A 17,651-nucleotide genomic window follows, 5' to 3' on the forward strand; every position below is an offset into this window, starting at 1 on the left:
GACTAAGTAGCTCGAACCTGGCTTCTCAAAACAACCAAATTCAAAGGGTGTATACATTTATTATAGTTTATGCCATATTCATGTGCATCAAACATATGATAAATGGTTAAATGAAGAATTTGGCGAGAAGAAGATATGGTCTGAACTCTATAGCGATATAGAGAGGATAGCAGAAATGACTATCCCCCATACGTTTTGACGATATGGAGTAACAATATGCAACGAAAAGGTGCAGGTGCAGTATACTTAAACATTTTCCATTGGGATATTATTGAATTCCTTGATACCAAAAAAATAAATGCCGATGAGAAGAGCCGTATTCAGTCTCTATCAATCGGAATTATCGTTCCAAGTAAGTTCTTTGAGCTTGCTGAGAAAAACGAACCTTTCCATGTTTTCGCGCCTTATACAGTATTTAAAGAGTACGGAAAACATTTAGATGATATAGATATCGACGAAATGTACGATGAATTAATGAGCAATCCGAAAGTGAAGAAAAAGCCATTAGATATTAGTGCGCGTGATATGCTGATTAAAATTGCTATGATTCAGCTTGAGTCTGGTTACCCATACTTAATGTTTAAATCAAATGCAAATAACCAGCATCCACTGAAGGATATTGGAACTGTGAAGATGTCGAACTTATGTACAGAAATCTTCCAGCTACAAGAAACTTCTGAAATAAATGATTACGGTACAGAAGACATTATCCGCCGTGATATTAACTGTAACTTAGGATCGTTAAATATCGTAAACGTAATGGAAAATAAAGAAATTCGTGAAGCAGTTCATGCGGGAATGGAAGCTTTAACAGCTGTTTCTGATATGACGATCATTCCGAATGCCCCAACTGTGAAAAAAGCAAATGATGAGCTTCATTCAGTTGGACTTGGAGCAATGAACTTACATGGATATTTAGCAAAAAATAAAATCGCTTATGAAAGTGCTGAAGCGAAAGAATTCGCTCGTACATTCTTTATGATGTTAAATTACTACTCGATTGAGAAAAGTATGGAGATCGCTAAAGAAAAAGGCGAAACATTTAAAGACTTCGATAAGTCTGATTATGCAAACGGCACATACTTTGAAAAGTATGAAACGACAGATTACAGCCCAGTAACTGAAAAAATTCAGCAATTATTTGAAGGAATTCATATTCCAACAAAAGAAGATTGGACAAGTTTAAAAGAGCAAGTACAGAAGAATGGTTTATACAACTCATATCGTCTTGCAATCGCTCCGACACAATCGATCAGTTACGTTCAAAATGCAACTTCAAGCGTAATGCCAATCGTAAGTCAAATTGAATCAAGAACGTATGCGAATGCGACAACATATTATCCAATGCCGTATTTATCAAAAGATACGTTCTGGTACTATAAATCTTCTTATGATATGAATCAGTTTAAATTAATTGATTTAATCGCAGAAGTTCAAGAACATATTGACCAAGGAATTAGTACAATTCTTTATGTTAATAGTGATATTTCAACACGTGAGTTAGCACGTTACTACATTTATGCACATAAAAAAGGCTTGAAGAGTCTTTATTATACGAGAACACGTAAATTAAGCGTGGAAGAGTGCGTGGCTTGTACCGTTTAATATAAAAAGTGAGACATTATGAGCAGGGTTTTTCTAAACCCTGCTCATGCTTAGTTATCAATTTTTTATGTTTATTTAGAGAAGGGGCGATTTAATGCGTGCGGTAAACTGGAACAAAAAAGAAGATGATTTTAGTTTAATGTTTTGGAAGCAAAACATCGCTCAGTTTTGGACAGAAGAAGAAATCGCAGTGTCTTCTGACAAAAATACTTGGGCACAATTATCAAAAGAAGAGCAAATTGCTTATAAGCGTGTATTAGGTGGTTTAACACTTTTAGATACGAAACAAGGTGGCGAAGGGATGCCTCTTGTACTTGTTCATCTTGAAAATTTACAAGCGAAAAGTGTATTAGCTTTCATGGGGGCTATGGAAGAAGTACATGCGAAGAGTTACAGCCATATTTTCACAACGTTAGCTACTGAAGAAGAAATTGATGATATTTTTGAATGGGTAGATAACCATCCATTACTTGAGAAAAAAGCTGGTATTGTTACTAGTTACTATCGTCGCTTATTAAAGCCTGAAGTAACGAAAAAAGAGTTATACATGGCAATGGTAGCAAGTGTGTTCTTAGAAAGTTACTTATTCTATAGTGGATTCTTCTATCCACTTTACTTAGCGGGTCAAGGTAAATTGACGGCAAGTGGTGAGATTATTAACTTAATAATTCGTGACGAGTCAATTCACGGCGTATTCGTTGGTATTTTAGCACAACAAATCTTCACAGAACTTTCTGCAGAAGAGCAACAAGAAGTACAAACGGAAACGCAAGAGTTATTAATGGAACTGTATGAAATTGAATTGGCATATACAGAAGAAATTTACACTTCTATCGGTCTTGTAGAGGATGTAAATCGTTTCGTTCGTTACAATGCGAATAAAGGACTTATGAACTTAGGACTTGAGCCGAAGTTTGAGGAAGAAGAAATTAACCCAATCGTTTTAAATGGTTTACGTACAGATACGAAAAACCATGACTTCTTCTCTGTAAAAGGAAATGGTTACGTAAAAGCAACGAATGTTGAAAAGTTAGCAGACGATGACTTCGTATTCAATTTTTAATATAGTGTTATAGAAAAAGCTGTCTTTATAGAAAAGACAGCTTTTTTGCTATGAATAGTTTACATAATGTTATTATTTCATGGAAATATTTTAATCTTGTAAAAGCCCAATTTTTGAGGAAGTGGGAATGAAAAAACAAGGATTAAAGTTGTATTTTTCATATTTAGTCGTATGAGAGATTGAATAACTTATGTCAAAATGAATAAAAAATGAGAAGAAATGAGGACCAACTCCACCTATACGTTCTTTCTAGTATTGAATTTTCAAATGCTAGAAATTTTGGCTTGAAAATTGCATGAATATTTAAAAAGTAACAAAAAGGGAGGTAATACTCGGTGTGATATATAGTTATTTGAAAACGCTTCCTTTTGATTGTCGATTTTTAAATGGAAATTAGATAGAGAACGTAGGAGGAATGATAGGTGGGGAAAGTAGTTGGTTTAAAACGTTCATTAGGGCTTTGGTCAATTGTTATGCTAGGGGTCGGGTATATGACACCGATGGTTGGGTTTGATACATTTGGAATCGTTTCTGAAAAAACGGGTGGTCATGTTCCAGGAGCTTATCTTATTGCATTAGCGGGGATGTTGTTTACCGCTGCAAGCTACGGCAAAATGGTAAAGGCTTTTCCTACCGCAGGATCTGCTTATACGTATACACAGAAGACAATTAGTGCAAGGCTTGGGTTTCTTGTTGGATGGTCCGCGTTATTGGATTATTTGTTTCTACCAATGGTGAACGCACTATTAACGAGAATTTATATGTCAGCATTTTTCCCAAGTGTTCCTAGTTGGGTATGGGTCATTGGCTTTGTTCTCCTGGTTACATTAATAAATATGATTAGCGTAAATGTTACTGCTAATTTCAATACGTTCTTAGTAATATTTCAAGTGTTAGTAATGGCCGTATTTGTTTTTCTAGTTATAAAAGGCTTATTAGCGGGAGAGGGAACAGGAGAAGTTTTTTCCATTCAGCCGTTTTTTCAATCAGATATACAAATATCACCGTTAGTTTCAGGTGCAACAATTCTTTGTTTCTCATTTTTAGGTTTTGATGCAGTAACTACATTTTCAGAAGAGACACCAAACGCCAAAAAAACAATTCCTCGAGCTATTTTTCTTACTGCTTTAATCGGCGGAGTTTTATTCATTACTACAACGTATTTTACACAATCTATGTTTCCAGATACATCTGTATTTAAAAATCAAGAATCAGCATCCCCAGAAATTGCGCTATATGTTGGCGGGAAATTATTTCAAGCTTTCTTTTTAGTAGGAACCCTTATGGGGACACTTGCGTCCGGTTTAGCTTCTCATACAAGTGTATCCAGGTTATTATACGTAATGGGGCGAGATAATGTAATTCCGAAGAAAATATTCGGATACATCCATCCTCGCTGGAGAACCCCAGTATATAATATTATTTTTGTAGGAATTATTTCGCTCTTCGCTATATTCATTGATTTAGAAACAGCAGCATCTCTTATTAACTTTGGAGCGCTTATTGCATTTACATTTGTTAATTTGTCTGTAATTTCTTACTATATAATCAAGCAAAAAAGATATAAGACGATAAAAGATTTCTTAAATTACTTAGTTATGCCTATTTTGGGTGCTGCTACTGTAGCCGTACTATGGTTTAATCTCAATATCCATTCACTTATTTTGGGACTTTGCTGGGCTGCTATTGGAATTGGGTACCTTCTATATGTTACAAATATGTTCCGTTCAGCTCCTCCGCAAATGCATTTTGAAGAAGCACAAGAAATATAAAGTGAAACTATAATCAGTGGGGGGTGTTCATCCCCCTCCGATTATTAGCCCTCACCAATCGGGCGTTTACGGGCAGCGCGGCTCCCACCTAACTTCTTTGCTCCAGCCGAATTTTGAGGTGGGAGTTTTACTGCCCACAAATAGCGGGATAAAAAAGAAAAAGACATCGGGAATGGATCCGATGTTTTTTTCTTTGAAGATTGGGCAACCATGCAGTATTGCATAATTCATTCAACGGTTCATAAGGAAGAGAGGCAAGTCTAGGGAGTATGGCTGATAAATGATGATCAATATAGTATTTTCATTTGGCACAATTATTGCTTTGTACAATTAGTAAAAATATAAAAGCGGGGTGTTTTCAGTCACAAAGGTTAGAAGAACAATATTAATAGAATAAAAGAAAGGGATGATTGATTATGTATTATGATATTATTACGAGTCCGTGTTATGGAATAATTGAAAAAGTGTCTATCGATAAGGATTCTCGAATTTATGAATGGGAGCCATTATTCGCTATTAAAGATATGAATGGTAAACTGGAAGTAATTAAGATGGGATGTAGTGGAGAAGTTCAATCTTTAGAAGTAGAAGCGGGAGATAAAGTAATTCCAGGTATGGTATTAGCTTATATTCAAGAAGATCTTTTCGTTAGTGGTAGTGATTAATGATAGAACTATGAGGAAGATGGAGGCACTCATCTTCCTTTTTTTATTAAATAAAGAAAGAAATGTTTTATTTTCAGATTAATTAAAAAAATCTGTATTTAATGATACAATACAAATTAAATAGTTCAAAGGAGGAATAGCAGAATGTTTTCCATCGCTCATACAAAAATTAGACCCATAGTTTCTCTACCTATCGATCAATCTGAAAAGGAATGGAATATAGATGTTAAAAATATAAAAGAATCGTTTCTATTTTTAAAAAGAGGAGAGAGATTATTTGCATACGTTCATGTGAAGGATCTGCTATCAAATAGTAAGGAATTAACTTCTAAGCTATTACTTTCAAATGCTGTTTCACTAGATACAATATGTCATCTTAGTAAAGATATTTCTTTAACAGCTCTTTTTCAAATTATTGGAGCGCCGATTGCCATAGTAAAAAATGAAGTGGATGAGCTAACAGGATATATAAGAAGAGAGGATGTTTTTGCAGAACTATTTAAACAAGAAAATCAGAGTGTTGATATATTGAAAATTATTTTAACGTCTATTCCAATGGGGATTTTTGTAGTAGATCGAGAAAAGAAAATTGTAAATTGTAATGAATCTGGTTTGAAGATGATTAAATCGACTCCTGAAAAAGTTATGAATGTACCAGCAGAACTGATTTTTAATGGAGAACACATTAATAACGTATTTACAAAGGGAAAAACGATCTTGAATCAATTACAAATCACAAATGAGATGGGTGTATTAGTTGACTATAGTCCGATTCCAAACTTTGATCAAAGTATTGAAGGAATGGTTATTATTGTGCAAGATTTGCCGATGGTCGAGGACATGGCGATGGAAATTGAATATATAAAGGATTTAAATAAAGATTTACATGCAATTTTGTCTAGCATTTATGATGAAATATTAGTTGTTAATCATAAAGGGGAATTAATTCGTTATAGTGAAACTGTTATCAATGATTTTTGGGGGAGTAATTTGAAGGACTTGTTAGGAAAAAATCTTTTAGACCTAGAAAAGAAAGGGTTATTTAGTCCATCGGTTACGCGATTAGTGTTGGAAAAACAAAAAAAGGTATCAGTTGTACAAGAAACAAAAAGCGGAAGAAAAATATTAGCAGTTGGAAACCCTGTATTTAATGAAAACGGAGAGCTTCATCGTATTATTATTGCCTCCAGGGATATTACCGAAGCAACGAGATTGAAGACGGAATTACATGAAATAAAGAAGATATCAGAGCAATATAAGAAGGAGTTAGATGACTTTAAAAATAAAGATCGTTTTCTTAAGAAGCTTATTTACTGTAGTCCGAAAATGGAGCAAATTATTAACCAAGCTAAAAAAATAGCAGATTTTTCTTCCAATGTTCTTATTTCTGGAGAATCTGGCGTCGGAAAAGAAGTAATTGCTCAGGCAATTCATCAACTTGGAAACCGATCTTCAAAGCCATTTTTAAAATTAAATTGTGGTGCAATTCCAGAAACTTTGCTAGAAAGTGAACTATTTGGTTATACGAAAGGTGCTTTTACAGGAGCCGATAAAAATGGAAAAGAAGGATATTTTAAGCGAGCTGATCAAGGTATTTTATTTTTAGATGAAATTGGAGAAATGCCTTTACATTTGCAAGTAAAATTGCTTAGAGTCCTGCAGGAACAAGAAGTAATTCCTATTGGAAGTACAACACCTATGAAAATAAATGTACAAATTATTGCTGCTACAAATAAGAGCCTTGAAAAGATGGTCGAATCTGGAACATTCCGTGAAGATTTATTTTATCGCCTCAATGTAATTCCACTGCGAGTTCCTTCTTTACGAGAGCGAATGGAAGATGTTCCGGTACTTGCCTTTCATTTCTTACAACAGTTAAATGAAAAATATAATAAAAATTATCATTTAACTCCAGATGCACTTAATTTACTAGAGTTCTATTCATGGCCAGGAAATGTCCGTGAATTACAAAATATGATTGAACGTTTAGTAGTATCAGCAGACGATCCAGTAATTGAAGCGGAGTTTGTTAGTAAGTTTTTAACACCCGGTTATGACTTTAATAAATCAAAACCAGTTATTACAAGAGTATTACCATTACAAGAAGCACTACATTCTGTAGAAGAACAATTGATTTTGCTTGCAATGAAGCAGTATAAAACAACGACTAAGGCTGCAAAAGCTCTTGGAATCAGCCAATCTTCAGTGAGTCGTAAATATCAAAAGATTGTTAGTGAAAAAGAGATAGCGGCTGATATCATCTCATATTCCTAAAAAAGGAGAAGGTCACATAGACTTCTCCTTTTTGTGTGCGCTCAGCATGTACATATTCTCTGGGATTCAAGTCCCGAGTGGTGAAGGCGGTAGCGGAAATGATTAAAGTGTCACTTTATGCAAAATGGAATAGTGTATGCGGAAATGCATAAAATGTTTGTTGTTTTTAAGAAAATAGTCAGTTTATCCCGATATTTGTGGGCAGTAAAACTCCCACCTCAAAATTCAGGTGGAGCAAAGAAGTTAGGTGGAAGCCCTGCTGTCCGTAAACGCTCGATTGGTGAGGGCTAATTAAAGTTTCACTTTATGTATGATTCTTTTGAATTTTAAATATTGGCATGGAAATTGCTTATAAATATATAAACGATCGATAAAGGAGGATTCAATATAGTGCTAGATTTAAAAATGTATGTAAACGGTGAATGGAGAGACTCTAGTGATCAAGAAAAAAGAACGATTATTAACCCTGCGAATGGCAAGGGTATAGCATATGCACCTGAGGGGACGATTGAGGATGCAAAATACGCGATAGAAGTGGCAAGAACGGCTTTTGATAGCGGAATTTGGTCAGAGACATCGACTGCTGAAAGGGCATCATATTTATTTAAAATAGCAGATGAAATTGATAAAAATATGGAAGAATTAGTATACCTTGAAACAATGGATAATGGAAAAACGTACCGTGAGGCAGAAGGAGATATTGGAGATGCAGCGGCTTGTTTTCGCTATTATGCCGGATTGATTACAAAGCCAGATGGTCAAACATATCATGTAGCCGATCCGATGCAAGCGATGGTTGTAAGAGAGCCAGTCGGTGTTTGTGGATTAATTGTTCCATGGAATTATCCGCTATTGATGAGTGTATGGAAAATTGCACCTGCTTTAGCAGCTGGAAATACAATTGTGTTTAAACCTTCTGAAGTGACACCAATCACTGCAACAAAGCTATTCGAAATCCTTGAAAAAGTAGGGCTACCAAAAGGTGTTGCCAATATGGTAATGGGGGCCGGTCCAATAGTAGGAAATGAAATTGCAGCGAGTAATAAAGTGGACATGATTTCCTTTACAGGTGGAACAAAAACAGGTAAGCACATTATGAGAACAGCGGCAGATAATATGAAAAAGATTTCGTTAGAACTTGGAGGGAAATCTCCAAATATTATTTTTGCAGATGCAGATTTTGAGACCGCTATTGATTATGCTCTATTCGGTATTTATGCAGGTAGCGGACAAGTATGTTCAGCGGGATCAAGAATCCTTGTCGAAGAAAATATTTATGATAAATTTGTTAATAGTTTTGTAGAGCGAGCACAGCAAATTAACGTTGGACCTGGTGATAATCCAGAATCAGAAATGGGGCCACTTGTAAGTCAAGAACATATGGAAAAAGTATTACGCTATATTGAAATTGGGAAAGACGAAGGTGCAAACGTTGCTTGCGGAGGTAGACGAATAATGGAGGATGGAAAAGGTGATGGTTTCTTTATTGAACCAACAGTCTTTGTCAATGTAAAACCTGATATGCGCATTGTCCAGGAAGAAATCTTCGGTCCTGTTGTAGTAATTCAAAAGTTTAAAGACGAACAGGAAGCAATTGAGTTGGCAAACGGTACAGACTATGGTTTGGCTGGAGGAGTATTTACAGTCGATGGTGCAAAAGCAATGCGTGTGATTCGCAAACTTCGCGCAGGAATTACGTGGATTAATAGTTATCATCCAACATACAATGAGGCACCTTGGGGCGGATATAAGCAAAGTGGTATAGGTCGTAGTCTAGGAACGTTTGGTTTAGAAGAATTTCAAGAGATTAAGCAGATTAATATAAATCTAGAAGTAGAACCTATTGGTTGGTTTGCAAATAAAAAAAATGTAGAGGTGAATTAGATGGAAACGAACGTGAAAAATAAATTGAATGAGAAAGAATCAAATGTAAATGAGTATATTACGAAAGTACTACAGTTAATTGAAAAAGAAAAGGTTACTGAAGAAGAGGCAAACTGGATTCAAAAAGAAACAGTAGATGGATTTAGAGAGCATGTAAACCCTGGTTTTCTTGCTTATAGAAAAACAGTAACAAAAGATGGACAATTTGCAGCAGTAGAATGGTCAGATGAAGGATCTTGCTTCATGGATATTAATGGTAAAAAGTATATTGACTGTTTAGGTGGATTTGGAATTTATAATGTTGGTCACCGTAATCCGAAAGTGGTAAAAGCTGTAACGGATCAATTAAAGCGTCAAGCATTGCACAGTCAGGATTTACTAGATCCACTTCGAGCAATGCTTGCAAAGATTTTAGCGGATATTACACCTGGTGATTTGAAATATGCCTTCTTCACAAATAGTGGAACAGAAAGCGTAGAGGCAGCATTAAAACTAGCAAAAATGTATAGTGAACGAACAACTTTCATTGCTACAACGCGTGCTTTCCATGGTAAGAGCCTTGGTGCTTTATCTGGGACGGCAAAAGGAATGTTCCGTAAGCCATTTTTACCATTAATTCCGGGTTTCCGTCATGTTCCGTTTGGCGATATTGATATGATGAGAAAAACATTTGAGACATGTGCATTAGTGGGAGAAGATGTTGCAGCAGTTATTTTAGAACCAATTCAAGGAGAGGGCGGTATTATTTTACCTCCAGAAAATTATTTGAAACAAGTACGAGAGCTTTGTGATGAGTTTGGATCACTCCTTATCTTTGATGAAGTACAAACTGGAATGGGACGTACAGGAAAAATGTTTGCTGCAGAATTATATGATGTCGTGCCGGATATTATTTGTCTTGCGAAGGCGTTTGGTGGAGGTGTAATGCCAGCGGGAGCTATTGTTGCGAAAGAAACAGTATTCAAAAGTTGGTTTGAAAATCCATTTATGCACACAACAACATTTGGAGGAAATCCACTTGCATGTGCTGCTGCAATTGCAACAATCCATGTATTATTGGAAGAGAAATTACCGGAACGAGCTATGGAAGTTGGGGAGTATTTCTTAAATGGATTGAAACAAGCAGCAGAAGGACACGAAGATAAAATCTTTGAAATTCGTGGTCAAGGTTTAATGATTGGGATTGAATTCCATAAAGACGAGATTGGTTATGAAGTGTCAAAGGCGATGTTTGATCAAGGTATTCTTGTTGCGGGAACATTAATTAACTCAAAAACAATTCGTATTGAACCATCCCTTACAATTAGTTATGAAGAAGTAGATACAGTTATTAATACGTTTAAATCTGTGCTAGCTCAAGTAAAAGTAAAATAAATTTCGCATAAGGTTATATGTGAATTCAAACGATTGAAACTATAATTAGAATAGATTTACCTGTATTTTATTACAGGAAGGCAGTGTAACGAAAAGTTACACTGCCTTTTTATTACATTTTTTGTTGTTGAGTATTTACATATAATTTGTCTTAGTGTACTATTTAACTAACACACTAAGACAGGAGTGGAGAAATGAAAATCGAGTTTTCTCCAAATACACCAATTTACATTCAGGTAATGGAATACACAAAGAAAGAAATTGTAACGGGTCATTTATTGCCTGGCGATAAAATTCCCTCCGTACGTGAATTAGCGAGTGAATTACAAGTAAATCCAAATACGATTCAACGCACATTTCAAGAACTAGAACGGGATGGAGTTGTTGTAACACGTAGAGGAATGGGGCGATATGTAACGAATGAAGGGGAGAAAATTATGGAGCTGCGAAAAGATATGGCGAAAGAATTGCTTCATTCTTTTATAAATGGAATGGACAATTTAGGTTTTTCAGAAGAAGAAATTCTTTCAATTCTTAGTTCTTCATTAAATAAGAAAAGGGAGGAGAACGAATGACAGAGCTATTAAAAATAGAAAATCTATGGAAGCGATACGGATTGAAAGCAGTAATCCGGGAATTAAACATAGAGATTACAGAAGGGAAAATCGTTGGGCTTGTTGGAGATAACGGGAGCGGGAAAACGACGTTATTGAAAATGATTGTAGGCTTGCAGCACCCTTCTGAAGGTAGTATTACAATAGATGGTAAAAAGGTAGGATTAGAGACGAAAAAAATCGTTTCATTTATGTCCGATAAGCCAGTATTTGATGATTGGATGACTGTAAAAGATGCTTTATTTTTCTATAGAGATTTTTATAAAGACTTCGATATTCAAAAAGCAGTAGATACGATTGTAGAATTCAAAATACCGTTAGAAGAAAAAATTAAAGCATTGTCAAAAGGGATGATTGAGAAGCTGCAAATTATTTTAACATTTTCTCGAAAAGCGAAGTTATACGTACTGGATGAACCGCTTGGCGGGATTGATCTCGTTTCTAGGGAGCATGTACTTGAGCTAATCCTTAAATTTTATCGTGAAGATTGTACGCTGCTTATATCAACTCATTTAATAAGAGAAATCGAAAATATATTTGATGAAGTAATCTTTTTGAAAGATGGAGAAATAATATTGCATGAAAATGTGGAAGAACTACGATTTCAAAAGGGGAAAGCAGTACATGAGCTGTTTAAGGAGGCCTATGAGAAATGAATCAGCTTTTTCTTTATCTGTATAATTGTAATAAGAGAAAAATAGCCATTATTTACTTCGGATTTATTACAGTTTCATTAATTCTTTTATTTAATATGAAAGGAGTTTCAGGAGCTAGAATTTCAGGTAGGCAAGATATAATCATTATTATATTTTTTATCGTACTAGGTATAAATGGATTCGCAATTCTTCTAACAGGTATATCGTCTTTTCGAAAAATGCTAAAAAACTCTATGCTACGTTGTACTTCTATTTCAGCACAAAAGTATATATGTGCAAATGTTTTATTTTGTGTACTACTCTTTATGATTTTGCTAGGAATAGGAATCATTTTTCTATACTATTTTTCTTTAAATATTTATAATGGAAAAACAGATTTAGGTGTTCAGCAAGCAATCCACAGTTTATATGATTATGGAATATTACATCATATGTTATCTATTTTCTTATGGGGACTAGATTTTGTTAATATGCTAGTTTCTATTTATTTAATTATAGTAATTACGAAGCTATTCAATGTGAAATCATCGATGAGTAAGATTGTTTGCGTAATCTTATTCGTTGTTTTTATCGCATTTAATGGGGGAATAACGTATATCTTTCAGCAAATAGAAAAGTATGTGTTTGCCATAAATAATATTGGATTTATAGATCAAAACGGCTTTTTAAATACATCATTTTATTCTGGTACAGATATTACAGTTTTAAATCTATGTTTTAACTGTTTATTAACAATTATATTATTAGTAGTTACAGGTCGCATCATCGACAAAAAACTAGAAGTTTAAAGGAGGAATCATCATTGGGAAATGTAGTAGTGAAATTAGAAAATGTCCGAAAAAAAATCGGTAGAACAGAAATTATTCGGGGCTTATCATTTGAGGTTCGTGAAGGAGAGGTATACGGATTCCTTGGACCGAACGGTAGCGGTAAGACGACGACAATTCGTATGATGACAGGTCTTATTTCTATGACAGAAGGCGATATTACAATTTGTGGTCATAGTATTCGCACAGAGCGTGAAAAGGCGCTAGAGCAAATTGGAGCGATTGTAGAAAATCCCGAGCTATATGATTATATGACTGGAATGCAAAATTTAAAGCATTTTGCGAACATGGCGATTACCCCAATTAGTAAAGAGCGCATCGCTGAAATTGTAAAGCTTGTTGAATTAGAGCATGCGATTCATAAAAAGGTGAAAACATACTCACTTGGTATGAAACAGCGTTTAGGAATTGCGCAGGCGTTACTTCATCAGCCGAAAATCTTAATTTTAGATGAACCGACAAATGGATTAGATCCAGCTGGTATTCGCCAAATTCGTGATTATTTACAACGATTAGCGAAAGAAGAAAATATTGCAGTCATTGTATCAAGTCATTTATTAAGTGAAATTGAATTAATGTGTGATCGTGTAGTTATTATAAAGCAAGGTGAGTTTGTACAAGAGTATAACTTACATGAACAAGCGAAGCATGATGAAACAGTTGTAGTTGCATTTGAAGTAGATCAAGTTCAAAAAGCGAACGAAATTATTAAAGGTAAAGTACAAGGAAATGTAGCTGTGGCATCTGTAATGAAAGAAGAGATTCCGCAAATTGTAAAACAGTTAGTGAATGCTGATGTACTCGTATACGGTGTTACTGTTCAAAATAAAACGTTAGAGGATGAGTTCTTAGCGATTACAGGGGGAGTGAAAGCGTAATGTTTAAATTAATTCAAAATGAATTTTTAAAGTTACATGCGAAAAAAGGTATGTACATTTTAATAGGTGTAATTGCAGCATTGGAGATTTTGGGAGTTTTAGCGATGCTGAAATGGGGAGGAGGAAATGAGTTTAAAGGATCATATTTAGATTTTGTAAGTTCAGAGATTGGTTTAATTACCTTATTTGCAACAATTTTTGGAATTACGATTGCGTCTCGTACAATTACTGATGAGTTCCAAAAAGGTACAATTAAGCAGTTATTAATCCGTCCGAGAAAACGAATTACAGTTTTGTTCTCTAAATATATTACAGTGTTACTTACTATATTATTTATCATATTTGCTAGCACGTTAATCTCAATGATTATTGGCGGGATTGTAATGGATGGTAGTAAAACAGGAGTAACGTTAGGAATCGTAATGAAGTCCATTTTATATCAAGTACTTTCACCGTTCTTCTTTGCAACTCTTTCATTTTGCTTAGCTAATGTATTTAGAAATTCTGTATTACCATTAATTATTTCGTTGTTCTTATTCTTCTTACAAAGTGCAATTACAATGGTGCTTATGATGTTTGCTAAAGGTGTTGCAAAGTTTGTTGTATTCTCGCATTTAAATTTAAGTGTGTACGACGGCAATAAATTAGTAAGTGGCGGAGTAGAACCACCATTTACAGAATTTACGTTTACAACTTCATTATTACTTGTAGTTGCATACTTTGCTGTATTACTTGTAGCATCAAGTGTATTATTCCAAAAACGTGACGTATTATAATCGAAAAAATCCCCGTGTTAACGGGGATTTTTATTAACCAGCTTTTTTGATTTATGTAGCTTTTAAGTGTGGCAGATACATATTTACTTAGGAACATAATTGTAACTAAGTTGAAGAACATTGATATGGTATATCAAATAGGATCGTTATTATATAATTTAATACGTATATTATTCGGAATAAAGTGAGAAAAATAGGAAGGTTTTCAACTATATTCATATTATAATTTAGTTATCCGGCCATTTGTGGAGAAGGGCTACCCATAAAATACTGAATAAAGTTTCACTTTATATCATCTCTGGAGGTGTTCCATATGCAACATGCATTTTCACGTATAAGGCTACGTAGTTTTTTTGGATGGATGATTATAGGGATGTTCCTGACGATGATTCCATTAAGGTTATCAGGTGCTTCTGACAATACGATAGAGTTACTGTCACAAATATCAATATTTTTTGCATTTCCACTATTGTGGCTATATTTAAAAACAAGTAAAAATAATGTTGTTTTTAAAAGCTTTTTTGATAAGCCTGGACGTTTACATTGGGGGTTAATTGTATTAGCAACGATCATGGGAATGATTTTTGCAGTCGGTATATCCCAAATTCAATTTTATATTTTAGCACATACTTTACCTAATTTCTTAGTTACCATGTTAGAAGATGGAAATGTAATTAATACGAGTAACATATACATGACGATATTTACTTTCATTTCAGCATGTGTATTAGCCCCAATAATGGAAGAGGTTATTTTTAGAGGTTTTTTCTTGCAGCGAATGGCGTACAAATGGGGGATTAAACGAGCGGTTATTGTATCCTCTCTTATTTTTGGACTAGGCCATTTTGATGTTATCGGTGCTTTCATGTTCGGTGTTATTATGTGCCTTCTATACATAAAGACAAAGAATATATGGACGAATATTGCTGTGCATGCTCTAAATAATTTGATTGCAACGAGTATGCAATTTGTAGGTGGAGATGGAAGTGACGCAATCTCGATTACGGAATTACAAGCACAAAGTAATTTATGGATCGGCATTGGTCTTGTGATTATCGGTTTATTATGGTTCATTCCTTTTACTTGGAACCAATGGCGTACAGTAAAAGAAGTTGGTGTGCCACCGATTCGTTTCATAAATGAAGAAAAAGTAGTGAATACATCAGAAGAAAATGAAATATATAGCCAAGTGATAGTAACAGATAGATTGATGGCTGTAGAACTACCTGATGAAGCTGTAAATAAGCTTCGGTTAGAAGAAAATGATTATGTAACAGTTTCTGTAGAAGAAGATAAAATTGTTATAAAGAAAGCGCATAATAGATAATTAAAAAGTAGCTCCTAAAGAGCTACTTTTTAATTTGTAATAATCTCTACACGAAAATTATTACCGTTCTTTACATATTTAATATCTGTAACGATCCGAACGGTTTTTAGAAGTTCAACTTTTTCACCAATTCGAGGGATGGTCGGAACATTGTCCCAAATACCAAGCAAGTCATCTAATTGTGCCGTTTTTTCATAAAACCAGATTTTCAATGTAAAGCCCCTTTCTCGAACTTTATGTATTTTAATACATGATATATCATTTTTATTCTTAATGTAAGGGGTTTTTACTCTTTTTGTGAATAAAGATGAATTAATCTTCTGGGAATATATGTTCAATGTCCGGAGTAAGAGCTACTTCTGATAATACGATATGAGAAACTGTCGTTGCATATGAAGAAACATCATTGATAAATTCTTCAAGTTCAACGAGTGAAGGAACAGAGATTTTTACAATGTAGCATAAGCTTCCTGTTACTCGGTAACAAAAACTTGCAGATGGATAAGACTGAATAAACTGTTGCATACGTGTTGTATCACCATTTTTTAAAGTGATTTCTAAAATACAATCTAAAACAAGTCCTGCTTTTTTATAATTGATATCGATTGTGTATTTTTGAATAATCCCCTCACTTTCAAGTTTACGTACACGTTCTGTAGTAGACGGAGCCGATAAGTTTACTCGTTTTGCTAATTCACGCATCGAAAGGCGGCTATCATTATATAATTCATTTAAAATTTTTCGATCAACACGGTCTAATTGCATTTGTAAATATACCTCCAGTAAAATGATAATTTTTGTAAAGCAAAATTTAAAATTAAGATTCATATGAAATGTAAAGTGAACTTTATTTATTTTACAATAAAAAAGAAGGAAATAGGAGGGGAAATGATGGAGAGAATTACATTATCAAATGTAGGAGATACAAATTTTCAAAAATTATTAGGTCATAATCCAGATATATTAAATTCGTGGAGTACGTTAGAGAATACACTGTATAGTACAGGGGCCCTTTCCGTAGAGTTAAAGGAGCAAGTAAGAAGAACATTAGCGTTTGGGAATGAATGTCCGTACTGTATGGCAAAGGGAAAGCCGGATGATATACAAAAAATAGAAGAAATTAGCGTAGCCGTTACTTTTGCGCATGCATTTGTTCATGACCAAAAGGCGATAGATGATAATATGTTTCATATATTAAAACAATATTGGACTGAAAAAGAAATTGTAGAGCTTTGTGCCTATATTTGTTTTATTACTGCTTCGCAGCAACTTGGTTTTCTGTTTCAATTACAGCCCAATTAATTAGGAGGATATTATGCTTAATCAAGCAGCACTTATAATCATTGATGTACAGGAAGCATTCAACTTACCATACTGGGGCGTGAGGAATAACCTTTTGGCGGAAGAAAATATGAAAAGTTTGTTAGAAGAATGGAGAAAAAGAAAACTACCAGTTTTTCATATTCAACATGTAAATAAAGAAAATGTTCAATCGATGTTTTATCAACATGCGGAAACGGTAAACTTTAAAGAAGAAGTGCAACCGATGCCAGATGAAATAATTATCCAGAAATCCGTTAATAGCGCGTTCATTGGGACAAATTTGGAAGAACAATTAAGAGAACAAAATTGTAATACGGTAGTGATTGTAGGATTAACAACAAATCATTGTGTGGAGACTACAACACGGATGGCAGGTAATTTAGGGCTTACAACGTATTTAGTGAGCGATGCGACGGCTACATTCAATCGTAAAGGTCTGGACGGGACAGAGTATAGTGCAGAGGACATTCACAATATGACACTTGTAAACTTACATGATGAATTTGCCAAAATCGTTACGACTGAAGGTGTTTTAAAATTATTTTAAGAAAATAATTGTGGAATTATGTAGAAAAAAATAAGAATATTTCGTATAATCTAAGTATAATCATTT

At 34.3% G+C, this 17,651-nt stretch carries 16 protein-coding genes and 1 pseudogene; 15 read left to right on the top strand and 2 right to left on the bottom strand.

The features are described 5' to 3' along the window. Positions 1–219: 219 nt before the first annotated feature. The 13 genes and pseudogenes from MR066_RS06005 to MR066_RS06065 all read left to right on the top strand — a co-directional run. Positions 220–1,605, top strand: a pseudogene (locus tag MR066_RS06005) (ribonucleoside-diphosphate reductase subunit alpha); the annotation flags it as partial. 94 nt (positions 1,606–1,699) lie between these two features. After that, the gene (gene nrdF, locus MR066_RS06010) at positions 1,700–2,668 is read left to right on the top strand and encodes a class 1b ribonucleoside-diphosphate reductase subunit beta (protein WP_002011508.1); all 969 of its coding nucleotides are present in this window, start codon (positions 1,700–1,702) and stop codon (positions 2,666–2,668) included. A 422-nt stretch (positions 2,669–3,090) separates the two neighbouring features. Then, a complete protein-coding gene (locus MR066_RS06015) occupies positions 3,091–4,440 on the top strand; it encodes an APC family permease (RefSeq protein ID WP_242246224.1) in 1,350 nt (449 codons plus the stop codon). 416 nt (positions 4,441–4,856) lie between these two features. Beyond that, positions 4,857–5,105, top strand: coding sequence for a biotin/lipoyl attachment domain-containing protein (locus tag MR066_RS06020; protein WP_002011502.1), 249 nt, complete (start codon positions 4,857–4,859; stop codon positions 5,103–5,105). A 144-nt stretch (positions 5,106–5,249) separates the two neighbouring features. After that, positions 5,250–7,379, top strand: a complete 2,130-nt coding sequence (locus tag MR066_RS06025) for a sigma 54-interacting transcriptional regulator (protein WP_002030578.1) — start codon at positions 5,250–5,252, stop codon at positions 7,377–7,379. A 390-nt stretch (positions 7,380–7,769) separates the two neighbouring features. After that, complete coding sequence (locus tag MR066_RS06030) at positions 7,770–9,263, top strand: aldehyde dehydrogenase family protein (RefSeq protein ID WP_012260595.1); 1,494 nt, start codon at positions 7,770–7,772, stop codon at positions 9,261–9,263. Continuing rightward, a complete protein-coding gene (locus tag MR066_RS06035; RefSeq protein ID WP_002140944.1) occupies positions 9,264–10,637 on the top strand; it encodes a putrescine aminotransferase in 1,374 nt (457 codons plus the stop codon). A gap of 194 nt (positions 10,638–10,831) precedes the next feature. Further along, the gene (locus MR066_RS06040) at positions 10,832–11,212 is read left to right on the top strand and encodes a GntR family transcriptional regulator (protein WP_002064403.1); all 381 of its coding nucleotides are present in this window, start codon (positions 10,832–10,834) and stop codon (positions 11,210–11,212) included. Then, positions 11,209–11,907, top strand: a complete 699-nt coding sequence (locus MR066_RS06045; RefSeq protein ID WP_242246225.1) for an ABC transporter ATP-binding protein — start codon at positions 11,209–11,211, stop codon at positions 11,905–11,907. Before MR066_RS06040 ends, MR066_RS06045 begins: the two co-directional genes overlap by 4 nt. Next, positions 11,904–12,695, top strand: coding sequence for a hypothetical protein (locus MR066_RS06050; RefSeq protein ID WP_002140946.1), 792 nt, complete (start codon positions 11,904–11,906; stop codon positions 12,693–12,695). The genes MR066_RS06045 and MR066_RS06050 overlap by 4 nt, the downstream gene beginning before the upstream one ends. Before the next feature lie 14 nt (positions 12,696–12,709). Then, positions 12,710–13,612, top strand: a complete 903-nt coding sequence (locus tag MR066_RS06055; RefSeq protein ID WP_002030591.1) for an ABC transporter ATP-binding protein — start codon at positions 12,710–12,712, stop codon at positions 13,610–13,612. Then, entirely contained in the window at positions 13,612–14,388 is a 777-nt protein-coding gene (locus MR066_RS06060; RefSeq protein ID WP_242246226.1) for an ABC transporter permease, read from the top strand. The genes MR066_RS06055 and MR066_RS06060 overlap by 1 nt, the downstream gene beginning before the upstream one ends. A gap of 313 nt (positions 14,389–14,701) precedes the next feature. After that, positions 14,702–15,715, top strand: coding sequence for a CPBP family intramembrane glutamic endopeptidase (locus MR066_RS06065; protein WP_242246227.1), 1,014 nt, complete (start codon positions 14,702–14,704; stop codon positions 15,713–15,715). Positions 15,716–15,744: 29 nt separating this feature from the next. Here the strand turns inward: MR066_RS06065 and MR066_RS06070 are convergent, their stop codons facing one another. Next, positions 15,745–15,927: a DUF3913 family protein gene (locus tag MR066_RS06070; RefSeq protein WP_000707108.1), complete on the bottom strand. Its 183-nt coding sequence runs from the start codon at positions 15,925–15,927 to the stop codon at positions 15,745–15,747. Positions 15,928–16,027: 100 nt separating this feature from the next. After that, positions 16,028–16,480, bottom strand: coding sequence for an Lrp/AsnC family transcriptional regulator (locus MR066_RS06075; RefSeq protein ID WP_002011610.1), 453 nt, complete (start codon positions 16,478–16,480; stop codon positions 16,028–16,030). A gap of 123 nt (positions 16,481–16,603) precedes the next feature. Between MR066_RS06075 and MR066_RS06080 the strand changes: the two genes are divergently transcribed. Both MR066_RS06080 and MR066_RS06085 read left to right on the top strand, forming a co-directional pair. Then, the gene (locus MR066_RS06080) at positions 16,604–17,017 is read left to right on the top strand and encodes a carboxymuconolactone decarboxylase family protein (RefSeq protein ID WP_201066539.1); all 414 of its coding nucleotides are present in this window, start codon (positions 16,604–16,606) and stop codon (positions 17,015–17,017) included. Positions 17,018–17,030: 13 nt separating this feature from the next. Beyond that, positions 17,031–17,585 (top strand): cysteine hydrolase family protein, encoded by a 555-nt coding sequence (locus MR066_RS06085; protein ID WP_002126225.1) that lies wholly within the window; start codon positions 17,031–17,033, stop codon positions 17,583–17,585. Positions 17,586–17,651 lie beyond the last annotated feature (66 nt).

Source organism: Bacillus cereus group sp. BfR-BA-01523 (assembly GCF_022662615.1).
Taxonomy (GTDB): Bacteria; Bacillota; Bacilli; order Bacillales; family Bacillaceae_G; genus Bacillus_A; species Bacillus_A mycoides.